At 71.1% G+C, this 22,989-nt stretch carries 24 protein-coding genes; 10 read left to right on the top strand and 14 right to left on the bottom strand.

The features are described 5' to 3' along the window. Positions 1-4 precede the first annotated feature (4 nt). The gene (locus KIK09_RS11885) at positions 5-1,408 is read left to right on the top strand and encodes an amidase (protein ID WP_214318935.1); all 1,404 of its coding nucleotides are present in this window, start codon (positions 5-7) and stop codon (positions 1,406-1,408) included. A gap of 45 nt (positions 1,409-1,453) precedes the next feature. Further along, entirely contained in the window at positions 1,454-1,780 is a 327-nt protein-coding gene (locus KIK09_RS11880) for a YkvA family protein (RefSeq protein ID WP_250572904.1), read from the top strand. Here KIK09_RS11880 and KIK09_RS11875 read toward each other — a convergent pair. The 4 genes from KIK09_RS11875 to KIK09_RS11860 form a co-directional block, all read right to left on the bottom strand. Then, entirely contained in the window at positions 1,761-2,939 is a 1,179-nt protein-coding gene (locus KIK09_RS11875) for an amidohydrolase family protein (protein ID WP_214318933.1), read from the bottom strand. The genes KIK09_RS11880 and KIK09_RS11875 overlap by 20 nt on opposite strands. Positions 2,940-3,062: 123 nt before the next feature. Beyond that, positions 3,063-3,803, bottom strand: a complete 741-nt coding sequence (locus KIK09_RS11870) for a tyrosine-protein phosphatase (RefSeq protein WP_214318931.1) — start codon at positions 3,801-3,803, stop codon at positions 3,063-3,065. 10 nt (positions 3,804-3,813) lie between these two features. Next, on the bottom strand, positions 3,814-4,599 hold the full coding sequence (locus tag KIK09_RS11865; protein ID WP_214318930.1) for an SURF1 family cytochrome oxidase biogenesis protein: 786 nt from the start codon (positions 4,597-4,599) through the stop codon (positions 3,814-3,816). Positions 4,600-4,642: 43 nt separating this feature from the next. Next, a complete protein-coding gene (locus KIK09_RS11860) occupies positions 4,643-5,110 on the bottom strand; it encodes a winged helix-turn-helix transcriptional regulator (protein ID WP_214318928.1) in 468 nt (155 codons plus the stop codon). A gap of 59 nt (positions 5,111-5,169) precedes the next feature. Between KIK09_RS11860 and KIK09_RS11855 the strand changes: the two genes are divergently transcribed. From KIK09_RS11855 to KIK09_RS11845, 3 genes are all read left to right on the top strand, one after another. Then, on the top strand, positions 5,170-5,682 hold the full coding sequence (locus KIK09_RS11855) for a GNAT family N-acetyltransferase (RefSeq protein WP_214318925.1): 513 nt from the start codon (positions 5,170-5,172) through the stop codon (positions 5,680-5,682). After that, entirely contained in the window at positions 5,679-6,278 is a 600-nt protein-coding gene (locus KIK09_RS11850) for a TetR/AcrR family transcriptional regulator (RefSeq protein WP_214318923.1), read from the top strand. The genes KIK09_RS11855 and KIK09_RS11850 overlap by 4 nt, the downstream gene beginning before the upstream one ends. Positions 6,279-6,347: 69 nt before the next feature. Then, positions 6,348-7,304, top strand: a complete 957-nt coding sequence (locus KIK09_RS11845) for an NAD(P)-dependent oxidoreductase (protein ID WP_214318921.1) — start codon at positions 6,348-6,350, stop codon at positions 7,302-7,304. On the opposite strand, the gene KIK09_RS11840 is transcribed toward KIK09_RS11845, so the two are convergent. Beyond that, a complete protein-coding gene (locus tag KIK09_RS11840; protein WP_214318919.1) occupies positions 7,279-7,581 on the bottom strand; it encodes a hypothetical protein in 303 nt (100 codons plus the stop codon). The two genes, KIK09_RS11845 and KIK09_RS11840, sit on opposite strands and share 26 nt — an antisense overlap. 154 nt (positions 7,582-7,735) lie before the next feature. Between KIK09_RS11840 and KIK09_RS11835 the strand changes: the two genes are divergently transcribed. Next, the gene (locus tag KIK09_RS11835; RefSeq protein ID WP_214318917.1) at positions 7,736-9,208 is read left to right on the top strand and encodes a DUF7059 domain-containing protein; all 1,473 of its coding nucleotides are present in this window, start codon (positions 7,736-7,738) and stop codon (positions 9,206-9,208) included. A 587-nt stretch (positions 9,209-9,795) separates the two neighbouring features. On the opposite strand, the gene KIK09_RS11830 is transcribed toward KIK09_RS11835, so the two are convergent. The 3 genes from KIK09_RS11830 to KIK09_RS11820 form a co-directional block, all read right to left on the bottom strand. Further along, positions 9,796-12,801 (bottom strand): AfsR/SARP family transcriptional regulator, encoded by a 3,006-nt coding sequence (locus tag KIK09_RS11830; protein WP_214318914.1) that lies wholly within the window; start codon positions 12,799-12,801, stop codon positions 9,796-9,798. A 251-nt stretch (positions 12,802-13,052) separates the two neighbouring features. Beyond that, positions 13,053-13,697, bottom strand: coding sequence for a GNAT family N-acetyltransferase (locus KIK09_RS11825; RefSeq protein ID WP_214318911.1), 645 nt, complete (start codon positions 13,695-13,697; stop codon positions 13,053-13,055). Between the two features lie 131 nt (positions 13,698-13,828). Beyond that, a complete protein-coding gene (locus KIK09_RS11820; RefSeq protein WP_214318907.1) occupies positions 13,829-15,115 on the bottom strand; it encodes a pyridoxal phosphate-dependent aminotransferase in 1,287 nt (428 codons plus the stop codon). Between the two features lie 80 nt (positions 15,116-15,195). On the opposite strand from KIK09_RS11820, the gene KIK09_RS11815 reads away from it, so the two are divergent. From KIK09_RS11815 to KIK09_RS11805, 3 genes are read left to right on the top strand one after another with little or no spacing between them, the layout of a single operon-like run. Then, positions 15,196-16,131, top strand: a complete 936-nt coding sequence (locus KIK09_RS11815; RefSeq protein WP_214318905.1) for a LysR family transcriptional regulator — start codon at positions 15,196-15,198, stop codon at positions 16,129-16,131. Positions 16,132-16,142: 11 nt separating this feature from the next. Beyond that, complete coding sequence (rnhB, locus tag KIK09_RS11810) at positions 16,143-16,814, top strand: ribonuclease HII (protein WP_214318903.1); 672 nt, start codon at positions 16,143-16,145, stop codon at positions 16,812-16,814. Positions 16,815-16,847: 33 nt separating this feature from the next. Then, entirely contained in the window at positions 16,848-17,843 is a 996-nt protein-coding gene (locus KIK09_RS11805; protein ID WP_214318895.1) for an LLM class flavin-dependent oxidoreductase, read from the top strand. 24 nt (positions 17,844-17,867) lie between these two features. Here KIK09_RS11805 and KIK09_RS11800 read toward each other — a convergent pair whose 3' ends face one another. Together KIK09_RS11800 and KIK09_RS11795 are read right to left on the bottom strand one after the other, a co-directional pair. Then, the gene (locus KIK09_RS11800; RefSeq protein ID WP_214318894.1) at positions 17,868-18,254 is read right to left on the bottom strand and encodes an SCO5389 family protein; all 387 of its coding nucleotides are present in this window, start codon (positions 18,252-18,254) and stop codon (positions 17,868-17,870) included. Between the two features lie 152 nt (positions 18,255-18,406). Beyond that, a complete protein-coding gene (locus KIK09_RS11795; RefSeq protein ID WP_214318892.1) occupies positions 18,407-19,336 on the bottom strand; it encodes an ATP-binding protein in 930 nt (309 codons plus the stop codon). Between the two features lie 62 nt (positions 19,337-19,398). On the opposite strand from KIK09_RS11795, the gene KIK09_RS11790 reads away from it, so the two are divergent. Further along, positions 19,399-19,821, top strand: coding sequence for a tetratricopeptide repeat protein (locus KIK09_RS11790; protein ID WP_214318890.1), 423 nt, complete (start codon positions 19,399-19,401; stop codon positions 19,819-19,821). Here KIK09_RS11790 and KIK09_RS11785 read toward each other — a convergent pair. Genes KIK09_RS11785 through KIK09_RS11770 form a run of 4 tightly spaced genes read right to left on the bottom strand, consistent with a single transcriptional unit; the run spans position 19,791 to position 22,854 of the window. Continuing rightward, entirely contained in the window at positions 19,791-20,186 is a 396-nt protein-coding gene (locus tag KIK09_RS11785) for an RrF2 family transcriptional regulator (RefSeq protein WP_214319617.1), read from the bottom strand. The two genes, KIK09_RS11790 and KIK09_RS11785, sit on opposite strands and share 31 nt — an antisense overlap. Beyond that, complete coding sequence (locus KIK09_RS11780) at positions 20,186-21,040, bottom strand: ABC transporter permease (protein WP_214318888.1); 855 nt, start codon at positions 21,038-21,040, stop codon at positions 20,186-20,188. The genes KIK09_RS11785 and KIK09_RS11780 overlap by 1 nt, the downstream gene beginning before the upstream one ends. Beyond that, a complete protein-coding gene (locus KIK09_RS11775; protein WP_214318886.1) occupies positions 21,030-21,812 on the bottom strand; it encodes an ABC transporter ATP-binding protein in 783 nt (260 codons plus the stop codon). The genes KIK09_RS11780 and KIK09_RS11775 overlap by 11 nt, the downstream gene beginning before the upstream one ends. A gap of 4 nt (positions 21,813-21,816) precedes the next feature. After that, positions 21,817-22,854 (bottom strand): ABC transporter substrate-binding protein, encoded by a 1,038-nt coding sequence (locus KIK09_RS11770; protein WP_214318884.1) that lies wholly within the window; start codon positions 22,852-22,854, stop codon positions 21,817-21,819. Positions 22,855-22,989 lie beyond the last annotated feature (135 nt).

Below are 22,989 nucleotides of genomic sequence, written 5' to 3'. Positions count from 1 at the left end.
GACCATGGACGACATTCTGCGGCTGGACGCGATCGGGCAGGCCGAGGCCGTCCGCGAAGGACTGGACCCGCGTGAGCTGGTCGAGGCGGCGATCGCCAGGATCGAGGAGCGCAATCCGGCGCTGAACGCCGTGATCTACGAGCGGTTCGAGCGGGCGCTCGAGGAGGTCGACCAGATCCCGAAGGACGCGCCGTTCCGCGGGGTGCCGATCCTGCTGAAGGACCTGGGCTGGCAGCAGGCGGGCGAGCCGTACAGCGCGGGATCGCGGACCATGGACGGGGTCAGGATCGACGCCGACGCGCACGGGGTGGTCAAGGTGCGCCAGGCGGGCTTCGTGATGCTCGGCCGTACCAACACCCCGGAGTTCGGTAGCACGATCACCACCGAGCCGCGGGCGTTCGGCCCCACGCGCAACCCCTATGACCTGGGGTTCTCGGCGGGCGGCTCGAGCGGCGGGTCGGCGGCGGCGGTCGCGGCGGGCATGGTGGCGATCGGGACGGCCAGCGACGGCGGCGGCTCGATCAGGATCCCGGCGAGCCTGTGCGGCCTGGTGGGGCTGAAGCCGACCCGCGGGCGCTCCAGCTTCGGCCCGACCCTGGGCGAGGGCTGGAACGGGTTCTCCTGCAACGGCTTCGTCACCAGGACGGTGCGTGACACGGCGGCGGCGCTCGACCTGATCTCCGGCTACCAGCCAGGGGACCCGTATGACGCGCCCGCGCTGGGCAGGCCGCTGGCCGAGGAGGTGGGCGCGGATCCCGGCCGGTTGCGGATCGGGTTCGCCGACGTGCACCCGCGTGGCGACGTTCCCGCGGTGCCGGAGGTGGCCGAGGCCGTGGCCAGGGCCGCGCGGATCCTGGAGGGCCTGGGCCACGACGTCGAACCCGGCTACCCGGCGGCGCTCGGCGATCCGGACTTCCCCACGCACTTCGGCGCGATCGTGGCCGACAACCTGGCCGCCGAGATCGAGAACGTCGGCCGGCTCCGCGGCAAGCCCGTCGACCTGGAGGAGCTCGAACCCAGGAACGCCGCCATGGTCTCGGTGGCCAGGGGCCGCAGCGCGGCCGACCACATCCTGGCCACGCAGTGGATCGACCGCTTCCGCCGCCGGATGACCTCCTGGTGGGCCGGCGGGTTCGACCTGCTGCTCGTGCCGTCGGTCGGGGTGGCGCCGTTCCCGCTGGGCTGGATCCCCGAGGACGATCTGAGCATCGGGTTCGGCAGGACCGCGCACGTGGTGTCATTCACCTCGCCGTTCAACGCCACCGGGCAGCCGTCGATCTCGCTGCCGCTGCACAGGACCGCGACGGGACTGCCGGTGGGCGTCCAGCTGGTGGCCGACATCGGCAGGGAGGACCTGCTGATCAGGATCGCCGCCCAGGTCGAGGAGGCTCACCCGTTCGGCAGTTAGGAACCTCCGGGCACGGGTAACACGTTATGTCGTGAGGAGGTGCTCATGATGTCAAAGACGGCCCGTGCTTGGCGGACCTACCGGGACGTGACCAAGCCCGGCACCCCTGGCCTGATGGCCAGGGTCCGGGCCATTCCCCGCATGATCGGCGCGAGCGCCCGCGGCGAGTTCGGCGCCAGGAAGAACCTGGTGCTGATGGCTCTGGGCGTGCTCTACATCGTCTCGCCGGTCGACGTCATCCCCGACTTCCTCGTCGGCATCGGCGTGGTCGACGACTTCGGCGTGTTCCTCTGGCTGCTCAGCGCGATGCTGGGCGAGAGCGGGCGTTACGTCGAGTGGGAGCGCAAGCAGATCAGAGCTGTTCCATCCTGAGCCACGCCCGTGACGGCAGCGGGTGCCCGAACAGGCGGGCGGCGTTGCCGTAGGCGACGCGGGCGATGTCGGCGGGCGGGAGCTGGCCGAGGTTCTTGGCCACCGACTTCTGGGTGTCGGGCCAGGTCGAGTCGGAGTGCGGGTATCCGCTTTCCTGCAGGACGTGGTCGAGCCCGACCGCCAGCCGTACGCCGGACAGGGCGTGGTCGTCGAGGGTGCCGAAGAAGAAGTTGCGGCGCAGGACCTCGCTCGGCTTGAGGCCGCCCTCCCAGGCGGCCTCGCCGGCGACCGGGTGGTCGAGCGCGTAGTCGGCGCGCTCGGCCAGCATGGGCAGCCAGCCGACGCCTCCCTCGACGATGAGGATGCGCAGGTTCGGGAAGCGCAGCGGGATGCCCGACCACAGCCAGTCGGCGCAGGCGAACATGGCGCTGGTCGGCATCAGCGTGGTGATCGCCTCGATCGGGGTGTCGGGCGAGGGCACGGGGGACCAGCCGGACTCGCCGGTGTGCAGGCAGACGACCGTGCCGGTCTCCTCGCAGGCGGCGAAGAACGGGTCCCAGTGGCCCGTGTGGATCGACGGCAGCCGCACCCGGGTCGGGAACTCGGGGAAGGTGACGGCCTTGAAGCCGCGGGCGGCGTTGGCCCTGATCTCCTTGGCGGCGACGTCGGGATCGGGCAGCCACGGCAGTTGCAGGCCGATGATGCGCTCGGGGTAGGTACCCGCCCAGACGTCGATGTGCCAGTCGTTCCACGCCTTGACCAGGGCCAGGCCGAGCTCCTGGTCGCGGGTCCTGGCGAAGGGCATGCCGGCCTGCTGGGCGAGCATGCCGGGGAAGCAGAGCGCGGCCCAGATGCCGGCCACGTCCATGTCCTCGATGCGGGACTCGATGTCATAACAGCCGGGGCGCATGTGCTCGAAACGGACCGGGTCGAGGGTCTTGGCACCCACGTCCAGCCCGGCGCACGGGTAGGTGGCCCCGCCGTACCGCCAGACCTGGTGACCGGCGTCCGTATCCACGACCTTGGGCGCGACCTCGGCGTACTTCTCCGGGATCCGGCCTTCGAACAGGTCCGGAGGCTCGATCAGGTGGTCGTCGGCGGAGATGATCACATAGTCGCGCCGCCGTGGTTCGGGGTCGGGGAGCAGCGGCGTAGTCACGCAGGTAACCGTACGACGGGGGCGCGACCTCGAACAAGCTGCGGTCCCGGGATCGGCGGGGCGATCCCGGGACGGTGGGGTCCGCCGGAGTGAGGGTGCCGCGTTCGCGGACCCCGGCGCCCCCTACCCCTCGGAGATCGGATCAGTCAGGTTGGCCCGGAGATCTTCGATGGTGGCCGGGGCGAGCCCGAGAACGTCCCTGCAGTAGCCCTCCACCGAGCCGTGCCGGGCCGCCAGGTCCGTCAGGAACAGCCACATCGCCTCGGCCGGGGCTACGCCGAATCCGGGCCAGATCGGGTGGTCGGGATACTTGCGCGGCCCGTCGGCGATGAAGCGGGCCGTGGCCAGCCCGGTCAGCGCGTAGTCGGCCACGATGTCCTCCTCGGCGACCCCGACCAGGGCGAGCACCAGCGCGATGAGCAGGCCTGTGCGGTCCTTGCCCGCGACGCAGTGCACGACCACCGGCGCGTTGTCGGCGGCGGCGATCGTCTCGACGGCCGTGCGCAGGTTGTCGACGCCGTCCTCGCTGACCTCCAGGTAGCGGTCTGCGAAGAAGCGTTCGAGGCCCACCTCGGGGTCGAACTGACTGATGTCCCACGGGCGGCCCTCGACGGGCAGGTTGTGGTAGCGCTGGCCCTCGGTCTCGGGGGCGCGGCCGCGCTTGCGCACCTCTTCGGGGCCGCGCAGGTCGATCACGGTGCGCACCTTCAGCGCCAGGAATCGGTCGACGTCGTCGCCGGTCAGCCAGCCGAGCGAGTCGGCGCGGTAGAGCCGCTGCCACCGGACCGTGCGGCCATCGGAGGCGGTGTATCCGCCTACATCGCGAAAATTGTGGATATTGGCGAATTCGATGTGGCGGGTCACGCTTGCCACCTTAATTGGCGGTCTGGACCTTGGCAGGTTCGCCGTCCTTGGCCCGCCTGTCGGCGACCTCGCGCCGGATGAGCATGATCCATCCGCCGATGGCCACGCCGATGAAGGCCCACCACTGCAGCCCGTAGGCGAAGTTCAGCCCGCCGCCCGAGCCCACGTCGGGCGCGGTCACCGGCTCAGGCGCCTGCTGGCTCTTCGGCTCCTGCCCGGTCAGCTCCACGTACCCGCCCACCAGCCCGTACGGCAGGCCGCTGCCGATCCTGGCGGGGTTGATCAGCAGCACCTGCCCCTGGGGCAGCCCGGAACGCTCCTTGATCCCGCTGGAGGCCTCGGTCTCGCCAGGACGTAGCCGGCCGGTGACAGTTACCTGACCCGTCGGCGCGGCCGGGACCGCCGGGGCCGTGTCGGCCGTGGCGCCGGCCGGGACCCAGCCGCGGTTCACCAGAACGGCCTGCCCGCCGCCGGTGACGAGTGGGGTCAGCACGTAGAAGCCGTTGCGCCCCTCCTGGGGCCGGCGGCGCACCAGCAGCCCGTGCGAGGCGTCGTAGGTGCCCGCCACGGTCACCGAGCGGAACCGGTCGCCGTCCTTGACCGCCTGTCCTGGCGGGACGAGGTCGCCCATGGGCACCGGCTTGGCCTCGAGGTTGGTGGTGACCACGTCACTGTTGGTCGAGCGTTCCTCGTACCGGCCGAACTGCCACCTGCCGAGGAACACGAAGGCAGGGATGACGAGCAGCACGACGACGTGCAGCGCGAGCCATCGAGGCGTCAGCAGGAACCGGTACACCCCTCCAGGTTAGGCACCCCACCCGGTGCCCCCGCCCGTGGGTTCACGCCGACTTCAGGCCGGCTCCGGGACCGATCAGCGCCGTGACCTCGCGGGGGCCGTGCACCTCGTGGCCGTCGGCGCAGCGCATGTACTGCTCGACCGGGGCGCCGCAGTCGCGGTGGGTCATCAGCATGGGGGGTCCGTCGTCGTCGGCGGTGTAGGTGTCTCCCCAGTGCATGAGCGCGACCAGGATGGGATAGAGGTCGCGGCCCTTGTCGGTGAGGCGGTACTCGTCGCGCTGGCGCTGGCCGGGCACGCGGTAGGGCTCCTTGCGCATCAGCCCCTCGTCGACCAGCCGCTGGAGCCGGGCGCTGAGGACCTGGCGCGGGGCGCCGGTGGTCGCCTGCATGTCGGCGAACCTGCGGACCCCGCCGAACGCCTCGCGGAGCACGAGGAACGTCCACTTCTCCCCGACGATGTCGAGCGTGCGCTCGATCGAGCAGTTGTTCGGTCGTGGGATCACGCTCATTCGTACATCATATCTGAGTTTGATTGACAGACTCAGCCGTTCGGCGGCAAGCTGGGTCTATGCTCGGAACTCAGATCAGGCCCGCCAGGCCCGATGACGAGGAGGGGATCCGGCGCTTCCTGTCGGGGCTCTCGCTGCACACGCAGACCCTGCGCTTCTTCTCCGGCCTCGGCCGCCCAGCCGCCGGCCTGGTGCGCGCCCTGATCGCGGTGGACGAGTGCCGAGACGCCCTGGTGATGACGCTGAACGGCGAGATCATCGGGCACGCGATGAGCTACCGAGGCGACGCCACCGACGTGGAGATCGCGGTCGTGGTCACCGACAGGTGGCAGGGGTGCGGGCTCGGCCCTCGTCTGATCGACACGCTGCTGCTGCGTGCCTCCATCAGGGGTGCGACCACGGTCGGGATGGACGTGCTCGGCGAGAACCGCCGGGTCCTGCGGCTGATCCGCAGGATCTGGCCCAGTGCCACGATGAAGGTCACTTCCGGGTCGGTTGAGGTGACCGCTATGATCCATGAAGCGGCGGTATTTGCGGAACAACGTTCTGGTGCATCACCATTGACAACGTGAAGAGTGTCAAGAACGGACGCGACGGCCGGACCCGGATCATCGAGGGTGCCCTGCGCCGGTTCAGCCAGGACGGGGTGTCGGCCACGACGCTGGCCAGCCTCCGCGAGGAGAGCGGCGTCAGCGTCGGCAGCTTCTACCACCACTTCGCCAGCAAGGAACACGTCTTCGGCGTCCTGTACGCCGAGATCCTGGCCTCCTACCAGGAGGCCTTCATCAGCGAGCTCGTCAAGCACTCAGAGGCCCGCGACGGCATCGAGGCCGTGGTGGCCATGCACATGCGCTGGGCGGGCGAGAACCCCGAGCGGGCCAGGATCCTGGTCAGCGAACGGCCTCCGCGCAAGAGCGAGCCGGGCGGCGCCGAGGTGGCCGAGGCCCGCCGTACCTTCTTCCGCCGGGTCTCCGACTGGTGGAAGCCGCACATGAAGAACGGCCTGCTCCAGCCCGTGCACGCGACCATGTGCTACGTGCTGTGGCTCGGCCCCGCGCAGGAGATGTGCCGGCTGTGGTTCGCCGGCGCCCACACGCCCACCGACGAGGAGATCAAGGGACTGGGCGAGGCGGCGTGGCAGTCGCTGAGGCAACGCGAGGAGAGGTAGCCGAACCCGGCTCGACCAAATGCGGCGTGCAATGAGTCGAACACCCTCCGTGGTGTTATTGTCGCGAATGTGAGACGACCTCGGGCGCTGGTTCTGCCCGCACTGCCGCAGGCTGCTCTCGCCCTGCTGGGCGAGGTCGCCGATCTGGCCGAGGTTTCCGCACGCCCCAGCCTCGGCTTCACCGACGACCAGCTCGCCGACCTGATCGTCGAGACCGGCGCGACCGTGCTCATCACCGACGGCGACGAGGTGCGCGGCTCCGTGCTGTCGCTCCCGCTCGACGTCGTGGCCAGCATGGGCGCCCCCACCAACGTCGACCTGGCGCTCGCCGCCGAGCGCGGCATCCCCGTCCTGCACACCGAGCACCGCGACGCCGACGCCGTCGCCGAGCTGACGCTGGCGCTGCTGTTCGCCGTCAGCCGCAACGTCGTCACGGCCGACAGAGAGGTACGGCGCGGCCGCGTCTACCGTGGCCGCGTCCCGCCCGCCCAGCGCCACCGAGGTCGCAGGCTCAGCGGCCGCACGATCGGCATCGTCGGCCTCGGCCGGGTCGGCAAGGCCGTGCGGTGGCGGTGCGAGGGCCTGGGCATGCATGTCATCGCCTGCGACCCCTACGTGGAGGAGGCCACCCACTCGCTGCGCGAGCTGCTCGCGGAGGCTGACGTGGTCTCGCTGCACGTCACCCTCACGCCCGAGACCAGGGGCCTGTTCGGCGACGCCGAGTTCGCCGCGATGCGCCAGGGCGCGATCTACCTCAACACCGCCCGCGGCGCCCTGCACGACCTGTCGGCCCTGGTGGACGCGCTGCGCTCGGGCAGGCTCGGCGGCGCGGGCCTGGACCACTTCGAGGGCGAATGGCTCGACCCCGCGCACCCGCTGGTCCGCCTGTCCAACGTGGTGCTCACCCCGCACCTGGGCGAGGCCACCGGCGAGAGCAGGGAACGGCACGCCGAGACGGTCGTCGAGCACGTGGCCAGGCTGCTGCGCGGCGAGCCCGCCGTCATACCGGTTGCCGGACCCGCGTGAGCACCCGCCAGCTGTCCGATTCGAGGGAGATGTCCAGGCGCAGGTCGCCGCGCTGCCTGCGCAGCCCGGGCACGCGGAGCCGGTCGTGCACGGCGAAACGGCCGCGCAGCGGATAGCCGAACCCCAGCTCGCCCGGCAGGACGCGCAGCTCGTCGCGGTTGCCGCAGCGCGGGCAGGTCCACGCGACCAGGTCGCGCCCGCGGTTGTAGTCGGAGCAGGCGCGGAAGAACTCGTCAGGGCCGAAGCGGGACTCGCAGGCCAAGCACGGGATCAGCATCGGGGTCCGCTCCTCGTCGAACGGTGGTTGGGCTGTATAGAGATATCGCGACCCTCTTGTGTGCCGCTTGCAGATTGCTTGGCTAGTTCGGTAACAGAATGATTACTGTAGGTATAAGATCATGCAGCAGCTTCTGCGGTGAAAGGATGGGCTCGTGGAACGACTGCGCGAGCTGCTCCTGGAGACCGGCTACACCATCGACGGCGTCCGAGACCGGCTCGGCACGGTGGCGGCCTCGGCCCTCGCCCGCGAGGAACTCGTGCCCGCCCTGCGCGCCACGGCCGACGGGGATCGGCTGGCCACGCTGATCCGGCTGTGGTGGCTGGGGGTTTCTGTGCCCGCTTCGCGCGTGCCGCCTGCCGTACTGGAGTCCGGGCTGGTCACCGTCGACGGGGACTCGGTGCGCGCGGACGTGCATCTGCAGCCGTGGGAGACCGACGGAGCGGCGAACGCCTGGCCCGAGAGCGGTAGCCTGCGTGACCAGCGAGGGCCGAGAGAGCGCGACCATCAACACTGCTATGTGGTCTCCGATCGTAAGGTGCGGCCGGGGGATCCGGCGATCAGGGCCGACCACGTCGTGGGGGCAGGGGGCGCGTCGGCGAATCTGGCGCAGTTGGTGACGCGGCGTCCGGTGGGGAGCGCGCTGGATCTGGGCACGGGGTGCGGTGTCCAGGTGCTGCATCTGGCGGGGCGGGCCGAGGAGATCACGGCGACCGACGTGAACCCGCGCGCGCTGGAGCTCGCCCGGCTCAGCTGGCGGTTGTCAGGAGTCACCGGGGTGACCGGCGAGGTCGGATCGATGTTCGAGCCGGTTCAGGACTCGCGCTTCGACCTGATCGTCTCCAACCCGCCCTTCGTCATCTCGCCCGGCGGCGACCTGACCTACCGCGAGACGGGCGCCGACGACGGCTTCTGCGCCGACCTCGTACGGCAGGCCGCCCACCACCTCAACCCCGGCGGCCAGGCGCACTTCCTGGCCAACTGGCTGCACGTGGCGGGCGAGGACTGGCGCGACCGCGTCGGCGGATGGCTGGGCGAGACGGGCTGCGACGGCTGGGTGGTCCAGCGCGACGTGCAGGATCCCGCCGAGTACGTGGAGCTGTGGCTGCGCGACGCGGCCGAGCAGGGCACCCCCGGCTACACCGAGCACTACGACCGCTGGCTGTCCTGGTTCGACGCCCAGCGCGTGGAGGGCGTCGGGTTCGGCTGGATCACCCTGCGCAGCTCCGGCACGCTCGACCCCGTGGTGCGCGTGGAGGAACTCACGCAGCAGGTGGAGCTACCGGTGGGCGGCTACGTGGACGACGTCATGGCCGCCATCGCCACCGCGCACCGGGTCAAGGACCTCGACGCGGCCATGCTCAGGACCGTCGACGGCCTGCTGGACGAGCGCGTCGGCCTGCCCGGCGCCGAGGACCCGATGCGCATCACCCTGGGCCAGACGCGCGGCCTGCGCCGCTCCCGCGACGTCGGCACCGTCGAGGCCGCCCTGGCCGGAGTCTGCGACGGCCAGCTCGCCCTCGGCCCGCTCCTCAACGTGATCGCCGAGCTCGTCGGCGATGGCGAGATCCTGAACGCCGACGCCCTCCGCCCGCTGATCGCCGAGGGCTTCTTCACGCTGGGTTGATCTTGTACGGCGGGCCGCCCCACCGGCCGCCCGCCGCCATGTGCCGAGGGCCCGCGACCGGCGCCACTGGCGAGTCGATGACACTCACCCGCCGTCACGGCGCCCGGGATCCACGTCCCACGTCCCGGGTTCGCCGCCGCACGGAGCGCCGGTCTTCCCCGTCCCCCGCCTCGCCGACCCGGCGCGGAAAGCCTGCCGTGCGCGAGCCTTCAGGTGTCTCGGGAAGTCCACGATCCCGGGGCGTCCTCGGCTCTTCAGGCCCCGGGTCCTCGGCCGGAGTACGGGTGGCGGCCGGTGGCGGTGGCCTGCCGTAGCAGGTGAGAGCCCCGGCAATCCGGCGTTGATTGCTCTTTGAGCGGGCCGGGGGAAGCTCGGAGGCGAGGCGCGGACCTGGGGGGTTCGAGGTCAGCGTCGCGCCCGGCCGGCCGTCAAGTGAGGCGGCTAGCCGCCACGTGGAGCATCCGGATGACCGGGCCCCCTAGCGAAGCGTGGCGGTCAGATGGCCGGCCGGGCCACAATCTCGTGACTCCCAGGGGACAGCCTTGATCAACCATGTGTGGATGACACGTCTGGACGACGAGCTGTACTCAGGACTCGACGACCTGGGCACTGTCGAGGAGAGCCTTGAGGTCTCCGGCCTCGGGGGCGCCGAGCCCGGAGAAGATGTCGAAGGCCTGCCGTAGGCAGTCCATGCTCCTGCTGGTGCTGCCCAGGCCCATGAGCGCCTTGCCCAGCACGGTCAGCGAGAGCGCCTCGCCGTAGGGGTGGCCGATCTCGCGCGAGACCACCAGGGCCTGCTCGGCGTGCCGTACGGCGTCGGCGTAGCGCTCGGCGGTGATGAACGTCTCGGCCAGGCGCGAGCAGACGCGCTGCTCCCAGACCCGCTGCTTGCTCGACCGGAAGAAGGCCAGGCACTCGGCGTGGTGGTGGACCGCCTCGGTGAGCCGGCCGACCCGCGACAGCACGATGCCCAGGTGGTAGCGGGCCCGGGCGGTGCCGGCGCCGCTGCCGATCTCGGTGAAGATCGCCAGGCCCTTCTCCGCGGCGGCGATCGCGTCCTCCGGCCGGCCCAGGCCGAGGTGGTCGCGGGCGGAGTAGCTGAGCACCAGCGCCTCACCGGCGGGCACGCCGTTCTCGCGGTACCACTTCATCGCGGTGTCGAACCAGGCCAGCGCCTCGGTGTGGCGGCGCTGGCGGCCGACCACGACGGCCAGCGCGTTCATCACCTCGCCGGTGACGACCTTCTCCCCGCGCTCCACCGACAGCTTGTGGACGATCCTGAACTGCTCCTCGGCCTCGGTCAGCGAGTTGCCGGCGAACAACACCCGGCCCAGCACGTACCGGGCGCGCAGCTCGCTGCCCTTGTCGTCGATCTTCAGCGCGGTGGCCAGCACGGCGCGCGTACCGGGGTCGAACTCGCGGGTGTGGGTGCCCGCCTCCAGCAGCGGCTCCATGGCCACCAGCAGGTCGCCGGCCGGCAGCAGCTGCTCGGCGGTGCGCGAGGCGCTCGCGGCCTGGTTGATGGCGGCGAACAGCGCGTCACCCTCGGCGATGAGCCAGGCGACCGCCTCGTCGGCGGAGCTGAACGTGCGCCCGCTGCCCACCACGACCAGGTTGTCGGCGATCATGCTGCCCTCGTAGGCCAGCCGGTGCGCCGACTGGGCGGAGGCCAGGTAGAAGCCCAGCAGGCGGCGCAGCGCCATGGTCTTGGCCTGCTGCCGCTCGGTCTTGTCCAGCATCCGCCTGGCGAACAGCTTGAGCAGGTCGTGGAAGCGGTACCGGCCGGGCGCGGGAGCCTCGAGCAGCGAGGCGTCGACCAGCGACTCCAGCAGGTCCTCGGTCTCGAACAGGCTCATCGACAGCACGGCCGCCGCCGCGCCCGCGGAGATGTCGGGCCCGTTGGGCAGCGACAGCAGCCGGAAGGCGCGTGCCTGGTTGGGGTCGAGCTGCCCGTAGCCGAGCGCGAAGGTGGCCTCCACGGCCAGGTTGCCCACGCGCAGCTCGTCCAGCCTGCGCTGCTCGTCGGCCAGCCGCGGCACCAGCGAGGCCACCGTCCACGAGGGCCTGGCCGCCAGCCGCGCCGCCACGATCCGTACGGCGAGCGGCAGGAACCCGCAGGCCGCCACCACGTCCATGGCCGCGCCGTGCTCGGCGGCCACCCGCTCGGGCCCCGCCACGGCGGCGAACAGCGACAGCGCCTCGTCGGGCTCCATCACGTCCAGGTCGATGAGCCGCGCCGAGGGCAGGTCGGCCAGCTTCACCCGGCTGGTCACGATCGCCGCGCAACCCGCCGAGCCCGGCAGCAGCGAGCTCACCTGCTCGGTGTCGCGGGCGTTGTCCAGCAGCACCAGGATCCGCCGGTCGGCCAGCAGCGAGCGGAACAGCGCCGAGCGCTCCGGCAGCCCTTCGGGGATCACGTCGGGCGGGATGCCGAGCGCCCGCAGGAACGCGCCCAGCGCCGACTCGGGCGCGGTGGTCTCGTCGGTGTAGCCGCGCAGGTCGACATAGAGCTGGCCGTCGGGGAACAGGTCGTCGGCCGCGTGCGCCACGTGCACGGCCAGCGCGGTCTTGCCCACGCCGCCGATCCCGCAGATCGCGGCGACGGGCACGCCTTCGGCCGCGCTCTGCGCCGACAGCAGCGTGCGCAGCCGCCCGGCGATCTCCTTGCGGCCGGTGAAGTCGCTCACCGCGGCCGGGAGCTGGGCGGGGCGGGGCAGCTCGAGCGCGTGCTCGTCGAATTCCTCCTCCTCGCCGGCCGGCTCGGCGGGCATGGAGGAGCCGGATGCGGCGGGCGCCGTGACCGTGGCCGCCAGCGCCGGGTCGGCGGCCAGGATGCGCTGGTGCAGCGCGGCCAGCTCGGGCCCTGGCTCGATGCCCAGCTCCTCGATGAGCGCCTCGCGCGTCTCGGTGAAGACGGCCAGCGCGTCGCCCTGCCTGCCGCAGCGGTAGTAGGCCAGCATGAGCTGGGCGCGCAGCCGCTCGCGCAGCGGGTGGTCGGCGGTCAGCGCGATCAGCTCGGAGACGATCGCGGCGTGGTTGCCGAGCTCCAGGTCCAGGTCCATGAGCGTCTCGACAACGCTGATCCGCCGCTCGATGAGCCTGTCGCGCTGGTGGTCGGAGTACGGGCCGACCGCGCCGGCCAGCGGCTCGCCCTCGAACAGCGACAGCGCCGCCCGCATGCCCTCGGCGGCCTCCGACAGCCGTCCCGTTCGCCGGGCCGCCTCGGCCTCGGCGATGCCCTTCTCGAAGCGGGTCAGGTCCAGCGAGTTCTCCGGCAGCCGCAGCGCGTAGCCCCGGCCCACGGAGGTCAGCAGCTCGGGCCGGGAGCGGGCGGGCCGGTCGGGCTCGAGCACGGTGCGCAGCCGGGAGACGTAGGTCCGCAGCGCCCCCAGCGCCCGTGGCGGCGCGTCCTCGCCCCAGACGGCGTCGATCATCTCGGTCGGGGTGACCGGACGACCCTCACGCAACAGCAGCATGCCCATAATGGAACGCTGCAACGGAGTGCCCAGGTCGAGTTCCTGCCCATCACGCCACGCGCGCACGGGACCGAGCACGGCGAACCGCAGCCCGCCCTCGGTGCTCTGACCAGCCATGCCGTCTTGTCTCCAACGCAATGGAACGATTTGTTACCAAATGATAGATCCTTCGTTCCCTAACAGATAGGCATCCTGCCATTCGTTCACCGAAGCGTTGATCCGCCTTTGATCGAGCGTTGAGGGTCCCGTCCGATCCTGGAGTCACCAGGTCGCGCGGCCCACGAATACGCGGGGGCGGTCGCGGGTCCTGTCATAAATACGTGAGGCCCCGCCCGCAAATGCGGGCGGGGCCTGCTGTGGACGGTTTCCTATGCGGCCTCTACCAGGCCAAGCCGCATGGCCAGCCGTTCTCGGACCGACGGCCATTCGGCATTGAGAATCGAGTAGTAGGCCGTATCTCGTACCGTGTCGTCGGCGCCCCGACTTTCCGCTCGCCGAATCCCGTCGAACTGCGCGCCGAGGGCCTCGATGGCGGCCCGTGAACGATGGTTGCGTACGTCTGCCTTGAGCGTGATGCGGTGGACGTTCCAGGTCTCGAAGGCGAGCGAGAGCATGAGGAACTTGCTCTCCCGGTTCACACCCGTGCCCTGGGCCGAAGCGGCCAGCCAGGTGTAACCGATGTCCGCCACGGACGGGATATCGCCCACCGCGCTGCGTGTACCCGGAGGCCAGGGCATCGGGCCCTGCCAGTACTCCAGGTGCATCAGACGGGTGGCACCGACGATGCGGTCGGTGGTCAGCCACCGGATGGCGAAGGGCAGCGTGCGGCCCTCCGCCTGCTCAGCCATGGCGGCCCCCACGTAGGAGGCAACCTCGTCCCGCCCATGGGGGACGCGAGTGAAGGCGTATGTGGAACGGTCTTCACCCGACGCGGCGACGAGATCGTCGATCGCCGCGAAGCTGAGAGGTTCCAGGCGCACGGTGCGCCCGGACAGGGTGACAAGAGCGGGCATGAGCACATGATGGGGGCTGCTCCACCTCGAGGGTAAGAGGCATCCCGCTCATCTTTTCGCAGCTTTCTGCAGCCGCGGTATTTGCCCAGGTCAGAGCCGAGTTTCCCGGCTCCGCAAAGGTAGATTTTTGGCTAACTGTGCGCAGGAGTAGGCACCAATGCCTGCCGCCGTTCACGCACCGGCTCCGGCCGGGCCGCCGACAGCTCCTTCAACCCCGTCGCCAGGTGGTCGAGACTCTCCGCGATCCAGGGCAGGCACAGCGGGTCCTGGCTGGTCAGCGCGGCCAGGCGCTGGTCGGCCGTGTCGCCGTAGAGCAGGCTCACCGCCACGCGCACGCGGGCCGCCGCGGGGTCGTCGCCGAAGGCGTGGCCGGGCAGCACGCCCAGGCCGTGCTCGTCCAGCAGGATCCTGGCGACCTCCGCGGAACCGCCGAGCCTCAGGTGGCCGAGGTCGGGGTAGAGGTAGAAGCCGCCCTGCGGCATCGGCACCGACGCGCCGGCCTCGGCGAAGCGGTCGTGGACGGCCCGCGCCACCAGGCCGTGCAGCCTGCGGCTGCGGGCGACGCGCTCGACCAGCTCGGGGGGCTCGCTGAAGGCGTAGGTTGCAGCTTCCTGCACCGGCGCGGCGGGCGAGGACCAGATCTCGCTGGCCACTGCGAGCAGCCTGCTGCGCAGCTGGTGGGCGCCGTCGGGCAGCCTGGCCACGCCGATGCGCCAGCCGCCGAGCGCCAGGCTCTTGCTCAGCCCGGTCGTGACGACGGTCCGCTCGGGGGCGAGATCGGCGGGAGAGGTGTACGGCAGGGCGGAGTCGTGCAGCAAGTCGCGGTAGATCTCGTCAGAGATGATCATCAGGTCGAGCTCGCGGGCGACCTCCACCAGGCGGCGGATGGTCTGCGGCGTCGCGAGCCGGCCCGTGGGGTTGTCGGGGAGCGTGACCAGCACAGATCGGACGGTGCGGCCCTGAGCGCGGGCGTGCAGCACGGTGGAGGTGATCCGCTCGGGATCGGGCACGCCGCCCTCGCCCTGCGGCGGGGCCACCAGCAGCGGCCTGGCGCCGACCAGGTCGGCCTGCGCGGCGTAGCTGACCCAGCTGGGCTTGGGCAGCACGATGTCGCCACCGATGGCCAGCAGCAGGCCGTACAGCAGCGACTTGCTGCCAGGACCGCTGACGACCAGGTCGGGGTCGGTGATGAGCCCTCGTCGGTGCCAGTAACCCGCCGCCGCCGCACGGAGTCCGGGCGCCCCCGCGACCGGCCCGTAGCCGTTGCGATCGGACGCGGCCACCAACTCGTCGCGAAGCGCCGGGTGGACGGGCAATCCGGCCTCACCGAAAGCCAGGTTGAGCACACGTTCCCCGGCGCGTCGTCTTCGATCGATGTCTTCGTTTGCCGCCAAAGTCGCGGAGAGGGTCACGCTCATGTTTGTCACGTTCCCAGGTTGGCGGGTACAAAGGCATCGGTACAAGCGAGGCTTTTCATGGGTAGGCATAAGGAAATCCGATGCTTGATTTGCGGCGACTGGTGTTGATCAGTGAGTTCGCCCGGCGGGGCAGCATCGCGGCCACGGCCGAGTCGCTCGGCTACAGCCCGGCCGCGGTGTCGCAACAGCTGGCCGCGCTGGAGCGGGAGACGGGCACCGCGCTGCTCGACAGGACCTCGCGCAGCGCCGAGCTGACCGACGCGGGCCGCCGCCTGGTGGCGCACGCCGAGCGGATCCTGTCGATGGTCGAGGAGGCCGAGTCCGACCTGTCGGCGCACGCCGGCACGCCGTCGGGCCGGGTGGTGCTGACCGCGTTCCCGACGGCGGCGGTGGCCTTCGCGCCCGCGCTGGCCCGCTCGCTGCGCCGGCACACCGAGCTGACGCTGCGCCTGGGCCAGAGCCGGTCGGGCCGCGGCATGCGCGAGGTGCAGTCGGGCGAGGCCGACATCGCACTGGTCGACGACTGGTACGGCCGGGCCCGCGACAGCGAGTCGATGCGCGTCTTCCCGCTGCTGTACGACCCGCTGGTGCTGGTCGTGCCGCGCAAGCACCGCCTGGCCGACCCCGAGGTGCCGCTGGACCTGGCCGAGCTGCGCGACGAGCCGTGGATGGCCACGCCCGACGGCGAGCCCTCCCGCCTGGCGGTGGACCGGCTGTTCGTGGACGTGGGCGGTACCAGGCCGACGCCGTGGGAGTTCGAGGGGCTGGGGACGATCCTGTCGCTGGTGGCCAAGGGCATCGGGATCGCCGCGGTGCCCGCGCTCGCGCTGGCCTCCTCGGTGCGCGGCATCGCCGTACGCCGGTTCCCCGGCAACCCGGTCGGGCGCGAGGTGCACGCCGTCGCGCGCGGCTCCAGCGTGCACCGCCCCTCGGTGTCGGTCACCCTGCGGGCCATCCACGTCGCCGCGCGCTACATCGCCGCCGACCTGGACCCGGTACGGCCTGCCGAGCGGTAACGTGTGCGCCCGTGGCGCCCACCTACGACATCGAGCGACTGCTGCTCGCCCAGCCCAGCACGCGCACGGTCGCGGGCATCGACGAGGTCGGCCGCGGCGCGTGGGCCGGCCCGGTCACCGTGTGCGCGGTGGTCACCGACCTGTCGGAGCCGCCCGCGGGGCTGACCGACTCCAAGCAGCTCACCGCCCTGCGGCGGGAGGCGCTCGAGGACGAGCTGTCGGCCTGGGCCGCCGGGGTGGGCTTCGGCGAGTCCTCCCACGAGGAGGTCGACAGGGTCGGCATGACCGAGGCGCTGCGCCGCGCCGCCCGCCGGGCGCTGGAGGCGCTGCCCGTGAGGCCCGACGCGGTGATCCTGGACGGCAACCACGACTACATCGGCCCGCCCTGGCCGGTGCGCCTGGAGATCAAGGGCGACGCGGCGAGCGTCTCGGTGGCCGCCGCCTCGGTCCTGGCCAAGGTCCGGCGCGACGCCTACATGGCCGGGCTGGGGCTCGAGGAGTACGGCTTCGCGGAGAACGCCGGCTACCCCTCGCCCGTCCACCAGGAGGCACTGGCCCGCCTGGGGCCCACCGAGCACCACCGGCTGTCGTGGTCCTACCTGGACGACCTGCCGCAGTGGCGCCACCTCAAGGTGCACCGCGACCCGCTGGCCGTCGAGGGGCAGGTCAGCCTCTTCGGCTAGACGATCGCCGGGCCGCGGGACACCATCGGGAGGATGCGCATCGGGATCTTTCTGGTGGTGGCCCGATTTCCCGGTCAGGCCGCGGGGCGCGTGCTGGCGGACGCGGTCGAGCTGATCGTGGCCGCCGAGGAGGCGGGCTTCGACGACGCGTGGATCGCCGAGCACCACTTCATGTCGTACGGCGTGTGCCCGTCGGCGACGTTGCTGGCGGGGGTGGCGCTCGCCCGTACCTCGCGGATCGGGGTGGGGACCGCGGTGAGCACGCTGTCGACGCGGCATCCGGTGGCGCTGGCCGAGGAGGCGGCGATGCTGCGCCACCTGTCCGGCGGGCGGTTCCTGCTCGGGGTCGGGCGGGGTGGGCCGTGGGTGGACCTGGAGGTGTTCGGGACCGGGGTGGAGCGGTTCGAGCGCGGGTTTCCCGAGTCGCTGGACGTGCTGTGCGGGGCGCTGTCGGGGGAGCCGGTCTCGGCTCAGGGGGAGTTCTTCCGCTTCCGTGAGGTGTCGCCGGTGCCTGCGGCGTCGTTGCGGCCCGTGGTGGCCTGCACCTCCGAGGCGACCCTGCGGGTGGCGGCCGAGCGGGGGCTGCCGATGCTGCTGGGGATGCACGTGGACGACCAGGAGAAGGCCGCGGCGGTGGCGGCCTACGATGCCCTGGCCGCCGGGCCCGCCGGCCATCTGGCCGCCGCGGTGGGATACGTAGGTGACTCCACGCGGCAGGCGGTCGCGGAGCTCACGGCGTCGCTCCCCCGGTGGCTGGAACCCGGGCTCGCGGGATACGTCCCGGTGGACGGCCGCCCTCGGCCCGCCCGCGATATCGGGAAATATGTGGACTTCCTGACTCGGGTGCACCCGGTCGGGTCGGCGGATCACTGCGTGGAGACGATCCTGCGCACGGCCGAGGTCACCGGGCTGCGCCACCTGATCCTCATGGTCGAGGGGATGGGGGAGCACGCCAGGACCCTGGAGAACATCCGGCGGTTGGGTGCCGAGGTGCTGCCACGCGTGCGGAGGCCCGGCCACGCGGGATGACCGGGCCTGCCGTACCGGAGCAGCTCAGCAGTCGACGAGCTCGGGCTTCTGGTTGAGGATCTGGGCGCGCGGGGTGACGAAGTCGCGCAGCGCCTCGGTCGCGGTGGGGTCGAAGACGGCGACCCGGTGGCAGTTCTGGAAGGCCAGGCGGACGCCGAAGTGGCGCTCGAGCGCCCCGCGCATCGCGTCGCTGGCCAGGCACCGCAGCAGTTGCCCGCGGGCGGCCTCGTCCGGCGGCGGCACCTGGTTGTCGGCGAACGCGGCGCCGCTCTGATCGCGTTGCTGGACCAGCTCGCTGATCATCGACCACGCGTAGGGCAGGGAGTCGCGGACGCAGGCGACGAACGCCTCATCGTCGACGTCCCCCGCCACGGCCTGGTCGAGCAGATCGTTCGGAACGGTCAGCGACATGCTTGCTCCTCACTGTGATTGATGGTCGCGCCCGCTTCGCAGGTCGTTGGCATCGTGCCTCGCTCTCTCCCCGCGAGCTCCTGCGCTCAAAAGGGATCTATCTGACGCTATGTGCGGCATCCGGGCCACTCCAGATGCCGGGAAGGGGACAGTCAGGGGCCGTAGACGAAACCGGGGTCGATCTGTTCGGCCAGGTCGAGGCCGGTGCGCTCGTTGGCCCACGCGCGGGCGTTGCGCAGGTGGAACTCGTGGGTCTGGCGGCCGAAGCGCTCCCAGTCCTTGTCCTGGGCGTCCAGGTGCTTGTGCAGCAGCGCCAGCGCGTCGGCGTTGACCGGCTCCAGGTCGGACAGCGCGAACGGGCGGCCCTGCTCCATCGCGCGCACGGCCCGCGAGTACTCCATCCAGGTCAGCAGGTCCTCTCCCACCTGGGAGCGCAGGAAGTCCACGTCGGCCGGGTCCTGGACCTTGTTGCCGATCACGGCGATCGGCACGTCGTAGGAGGAGGCGTAGTCGTGGTACTGCCGGTAGACGCTGACGCCCTGCCGGGTCGGCTCGGCGACCAGGAACGTCAGGTCGAAGCGGGTGAACAGCCCGGAGGCGAAGGAGTCGGCCCCCGCGGTCATGTCGACCACCACGTACTCGCCCGGCCCGTCGACGAGGTGGTTGAGCAGCAGCTCGACCGCGCCCACCTTGGAGTGGTAGCAGGCCACGCCCAGGTCGTCCTCGCTGAACGGGCCCGTGGCCATCAGCCGGATGCCGTCGGGGGTGCTCACCGCGTACCGGCTGCCGGCCAGGTCGTCGAAGCGCAGCAGGCGCGACCCGCGGCCCGGCGGGGTGGTCTTGACCATGGTCGCGGCCGAGGCGATGCGCGGGTTGCCGCCGCGCAGGAGCTCCTTCAGCTCGGTGAGGTGGGCGCCGAGCGGCTCAGGCTCCCGGTCGGCCCCGAGGACGAGGGACAGGTGCTGGTTGATGTCCGCGTCGATGGCCACCACGGGGCCGCCCTGGCTCGCCACGTGTCTGGCGAACAGCGCCGACATCGTCGTCTTGCCGCTGCCGCCCTTGCCGACGAACGCCACCCTCACGCCGCACTCCCAGTGATTATGAAAACCGTTTCCGTTGTCCCCGATGATGACACACTGATCCGGTGAGTGACGAGCAATTCGACGAGTTGATGGCGCGGCTGGCGGGCAACCCGGACGATCCGGAGCTGGTGCGGGAGGTCGCCTACGCCCACGACAGGCGCGGCCTGGAGCACGAGGCCGTGCCGTACTACGGGCGGGCGCTGGCGCTGCGCGCGGACGACAGGCTGGGGATCTTCACCGGCTACGGCAGCACGCTGCGCGTCATCGGCCGTTTCGAGGATGCGGTGAAGGTCTTCGAGCAGGGACTGGCGGAGTTCCCCGGAGATCCCGCGCTGCGCGCGTTCCTGGCGATGGCGCTCTACAACCGCGGTGACGCCAGGCGGGCGGTCAGCACGCTGCTCACCCTTCTCGCGGAGAAGGACCAGGTCGGCCCGTACGGCAAGGCCGTCGCGTACTACGCCGAGAACCTGGACGAGACGATCTGAGCGAAGGTGACCTCGGTCAGTAACCGTTCCTCGTGCTCGCGCAGGGCGCTCCACACCTCGGCCAGGGGACCTGCGACCCCCGGATAGCCGCCGTGCTCGGGGTACTCGGGCTTGCCCTCGACGACGGCGATCACGTCGGCGAGCGTGAGACGGCCGGCGGGGACCGCCAGCCAGTAGCCTCCCTCGGGCCCGCGCAGACTGTGGATGAGCCCCGCCCGCCGCAGCTGCAGCAGGATGTTGTCCAGGAACCTGCGCGGGATGTTCTGCGCGGTGGCGATCTTCTCGGCGGGCACGGGGCCAGGCGGTGCGGCGGCCAGCTCGGTGACCGCCCGCAGCGCGTAATCGGTTCTGGCGGAGATCCGCATCACACCGGGTTCAGGCCCCAGCGCCGCCGCAGGGCGCCGTCGGCCAGCTCGAAGAGCAGGTCGATCACGATGCCGATGACCAGGATCACGATCATCGTGCCGATCAGGCCGGGCGAGTCGGACAGTTCACGCGCGATCGCGAGCTGCTGGCCCAGCGACGACTGGTAGGCGATGACCACGATCAGCTCGCCGGCCATCAGCGAGCGCCAGGCGAACGCCCAGCCCTGCTTCAGCCCGGCCAGGAACGACGGCAGCGAGGCCGGCAGGATCACGTGCCGGTACAGCTGCAGGCGGCGGAACCCGAGCACGTGCCCGGCCCGCAGCAGCAGCGGCGGCGTGTAGTCCACCCCGGTGATCAGCCCGTTGGCGATCGACGGCGCCGCCCCCAGCACGACCACGAACGTGATCGCGCTCTCGTTCAGCCCGAACAGCAGGATCGCGAAGGGGAACCAGGCGATCGACGGCATCGTCTGCAACCCGGTGATCAGCGCACCGAACGCGGCCCGCAGCACCTTCACCCGCGACACCGCCGCGCCCACGACGAGCCCGACCAGCACCGCGAGGGCGAACCCCGTGACCGCGCGGCGCATCGTGGTCGCCAACGCCTGGTAGAACTCTCCGTCGCCGAGCCTGCTCGCCAGGTCCTGGAAGGTCGTCACCGGCCCGGCGAAGACGTACTCCGGCCAGCGGCCGCTCAGCACCACCAGCTCCCAGGCGACCAGGACCAGCGCCACGGCGGTCAGCATGGGCCACACGCGGGCCCAGACCCGCGCGGCGATCCCGGCGCGCTGGTCGCCGCCCAGCTCGAGCGCGTCCAGCCCGGCGATCTGCCGCGCGTGCGTGTCAACGGCCATGCCGTACGACCTCCTCCTTCAGGCGGTCGGTGATGGTCGCGGCCAGCCCCGCGACCTCGGCGGAGTCGGTACGGCGGGGCCGCGCGAGCCCGACGGGGAACTCCTCGACCACGCGGCCGGGCCGGCTGCTCAGCAGCACCACCCGGTCGCCCAGCCGGACGGCCTCGCGGACGTTGTGGGTGACGAACAGGACCGACAGCTCGCGCTCGCGCCAGATCCGCTCCAGCTCGTCGTGGAGCAGGTCCCTGGTCATCGCGTCCAGCGCGCCGAAGGGCTCGTCCATGAGCAGGACGGCGGCCTCCTGCGACCCCGAGCACTGGGCCAGCGCCCTGGCCAGTGCCACGCGCTGGCGCATGCCGCCCGACAGCTCGTGCGGCCGCTTCTTGCCGAACCCGCCCAGGTGGACGATGTCGAGGAACTCGGCCGCCCGCGCCTGCCGCTCTGACCTGGGCAGCCCGGCCGCCCGCAGCGCCAGCTCGACGTTGGCCGAGACGGTCAGCCACGGGAACAGCGCGGGCTCCTGGAACATCATCGCGACCTTGCGCCCGTCGGTGGAGATCTGCCCGCCGGTGGGCTGGTCGAGCCCGGCCACCAGCGACAGCAGGGTGCTCTTGCCGCACCCCGAGGCGCCCAGCAGGCAGACGAACTCGCCGGGTGCCACGGTCAGCGAGACCTTGTCCAGGGCGAGCAGCCCCGCCCGCCCGTGTCCGTAGATCTTGGAGACGCCCTCCAGCCTGACGGCCTCTCCGGTGTCGACTACCTGCGTGGTCATGGCGTCACCTGTCCGAGATCGACTGCTGTCCCTGAGCGGCCAGGACCTCGTTGAGCGGCTTGAGGTCGTAGATGCCGTTCAGGTCGACCGGCTTGAGCAGCCCGACCTTGACGGCGTGGTCGGCGCTGGCGGTGAGCGAGGAGGCGATCGGGTCGTTGGTGAAGGTGATGTTCTTGAACGCGCTGGCCAGGACCTCCGGCTTGAGCGGCTTCTGGGTCAGCTTCTCGATCGCCTGGTTGGCCACCTGGGCGGCGGCCGCGGGGTCGTCGTTGATGAACTTGGTCGCCTCGACGTGCGCCTCGAGCAGCTTCTTGACCAGGTCGGGGTTGGCGTTGGCCCAGTCCTGGCGGACGATCAGCTGGGTGATCACGAACTGCTTGTTCGGCCACAGCTCGCGCTCGTCCTGAAGGATCTTGCCCTTGCTCTCGATGACCAGCCTGCTGGCGAAGGGCTCGGGGACCCAGGCGCCGTCGATCTGGCCGGTGGCGAAGGTCTGCAGGGTCTGGGCGTTCTCCTGCGGCACGATGTGGACGTCGCCGCCGCCCTGGGTGTCGGTCTTGAGTCCCTTGCTCTGCAGCCAGTAGCGCAGCGCGACGTCCTGGGTGTTACCCAGCTGCGGGGTGGCGATCTTCTTGCCCTTGAGGTCCTCGACCGAGTTGATCCCGGGCTTGACGACCAGGTAGACGCCGCCGGAGGCCGCGCCAGCGATGATCTTGATGGCCTTGCCCTTGGACTTCGCCCAGGCGTTGATCGCCGGGTTCGGGCCCACGTAGGTGGCGTCGATGGCCCCGGAGAAGATCGCCTCGACGGCGGCGGGGCCGGCGTTGAACGTGCTGGTCTTCACCGGCACGCCGAGGTGCTTGGCGTAGAGGCCCTTCTCGGTCCCGATCAGCGCGGTCGCGTGCGTGATGTTCGGGAAGAAGCCGAGCCGGACCTCCTTCGCCTTCTCCGACGTGCCGGATGTAGAGCCGCCCCCGCAGGCTGCCACCAGTGAGACGAGTGCCGATGCGGCCAGCGCGGCGAGCACCCTGCGAGCGTTCATGCCCACTCCCTATTTCCTACTTAATAAGTCGTCTATATGGGCATCCAATGCCCTAATTCCCTCCACGTCAAGTCGGTATTGGGTAGTTTCTGGTGTCCCCGGCTGAATCCCCAGGTCAGAAACGGTGTGCTCGTC

Origin of the sequence: Nonomuraea sediminis (genome assembly GCF_018531495.1) — a bacterium.
GTDB lineage: Bacteria > Actinomycetota > Actinomycetes > Streptosporangiales > Streptosporangiaceae > Nonomuraea > Nonomuraea sediminis.
Note: the sequence above shows the minus strand (reverse complement) of the source record. Positions and strands in the feature narration are given on the sequence as shown.

What these genes read in the sequence shown, in the direction of transcription:
- KIK09_RS11885 (WP_214318935.1), top strand. Translation starts at nt 5, where the DNA reads ATGGACGACATTCTGCGGCTGGACGCGATCGGGCAGGCCGAGGCCGTC.
- KIK09_RS11880 (WP_250572904.1), top strand. Translation starts at nt 1,454, where the DNA reads ATGATGTCAAAGACGGCCCGTGCTTGGCGGACCTACCGGGACGTGACC.
- KIK09_RS11860 (WP_214318928.1), bottom strand. Translation starts at nt 5,110, where the DNA reads ATGAGCGTGATCCCACGACCGAACAACTGCTCGATCGAGCGCACGCTC.
- KIK09_RS11855 (WP_214318925.1), top strand. Translation starts at nt 5,170, where the DNA reads ATGCTCGGAACTCAGATCAGGCCCGCCAGGCCCGATGACGAGGAGGGG.
- KIK09_RS11840 (WP_214318919.1), bottom strand. Translation starts at nt 7,581, where the DNA reads ATGCTGATCCCGTGCTTGGCCTGCGAGTCCCGCTTCGGCCCTGACGAG.
- KIK09_RS11830 (WP_214318914.1), bottom strand. Translation starts at nt 12,801, where the DNA reads ATGGCTGGTCAGAGCACCGAGGGCGGGCTGCGGTTCGCCGTGCTCGGT.
- KIK09_RS11825 (WP_214318911.1), bottom strand. Translation starts at nt 13,697, where the DNA reads ATGCCCGCTCTTGTCACCCTGTCCGGGCGCACCGTGCGCCTGGAACCT.
- KIK09_RS11820 (WP_214318907.1), bottom strand. Translation starts at nt 15,115, where the DNA reads ATGAGCGTGACCCTCTCCGCGACTTTGGCGGCAAACGAAGACATCGAT.
- KIK09_RS11815 (WP_214318905.1), top strand. Translation starts at nt 15,196, where the DNA reads ATGCTTGATTTGCGGCGACTGGTGTTGATCAGTGAGTTCGCCCGGCGG.
- KIK09_RS11805 (WP_214318895.1), top strand. Translation starts at nt 16,848, where the DNA reads ATGCGCATCGGGATCTTTCTGGTGGTGGCCCGATTTCCCGGTCAGGCC.
- KIK09_RS11800 (WP_214318894.1), bottom strand. Translation starts at nt 18,254, where the DNA reads ATGTCGCTGACCGTTCCGAACGATCTGCTCGACCAGGCCGTGGCGGGG.
- KIK09_RS11785 (WP_214319617.1), bottom strand. Translation starts at nt 20,186, where the DNA reads ATGCGGATCTCCGCCAGAACCGATTACGCGCTGCGGGCGGTCACCGAG.
- KIK09_RS11780 (WP_214318888.1), bottom strand. Translation starts at nt 21,040, where the DNA reads ATGGCCGTTGACACGCACGCGCGGCAGATCGCCGGGCTGGACGCGCTC.
- KIK09_RS11775 (WP_214318886.1), bottom strand. Translation starts at nt 21,812, where the DNA reads ATGACCACGCAGGTAGTCGACACCGGAGAGGCCGTCAGGCTGGAGGGC.
- KIK09_RS11770 (WP_214318884.1), bottom strand. Translation starts at nt 22,854, where the DNA reads ATGAACGCTCGCAGGGTGCTCGCCGCGCTGGCCGCATCGGCACTCGTC.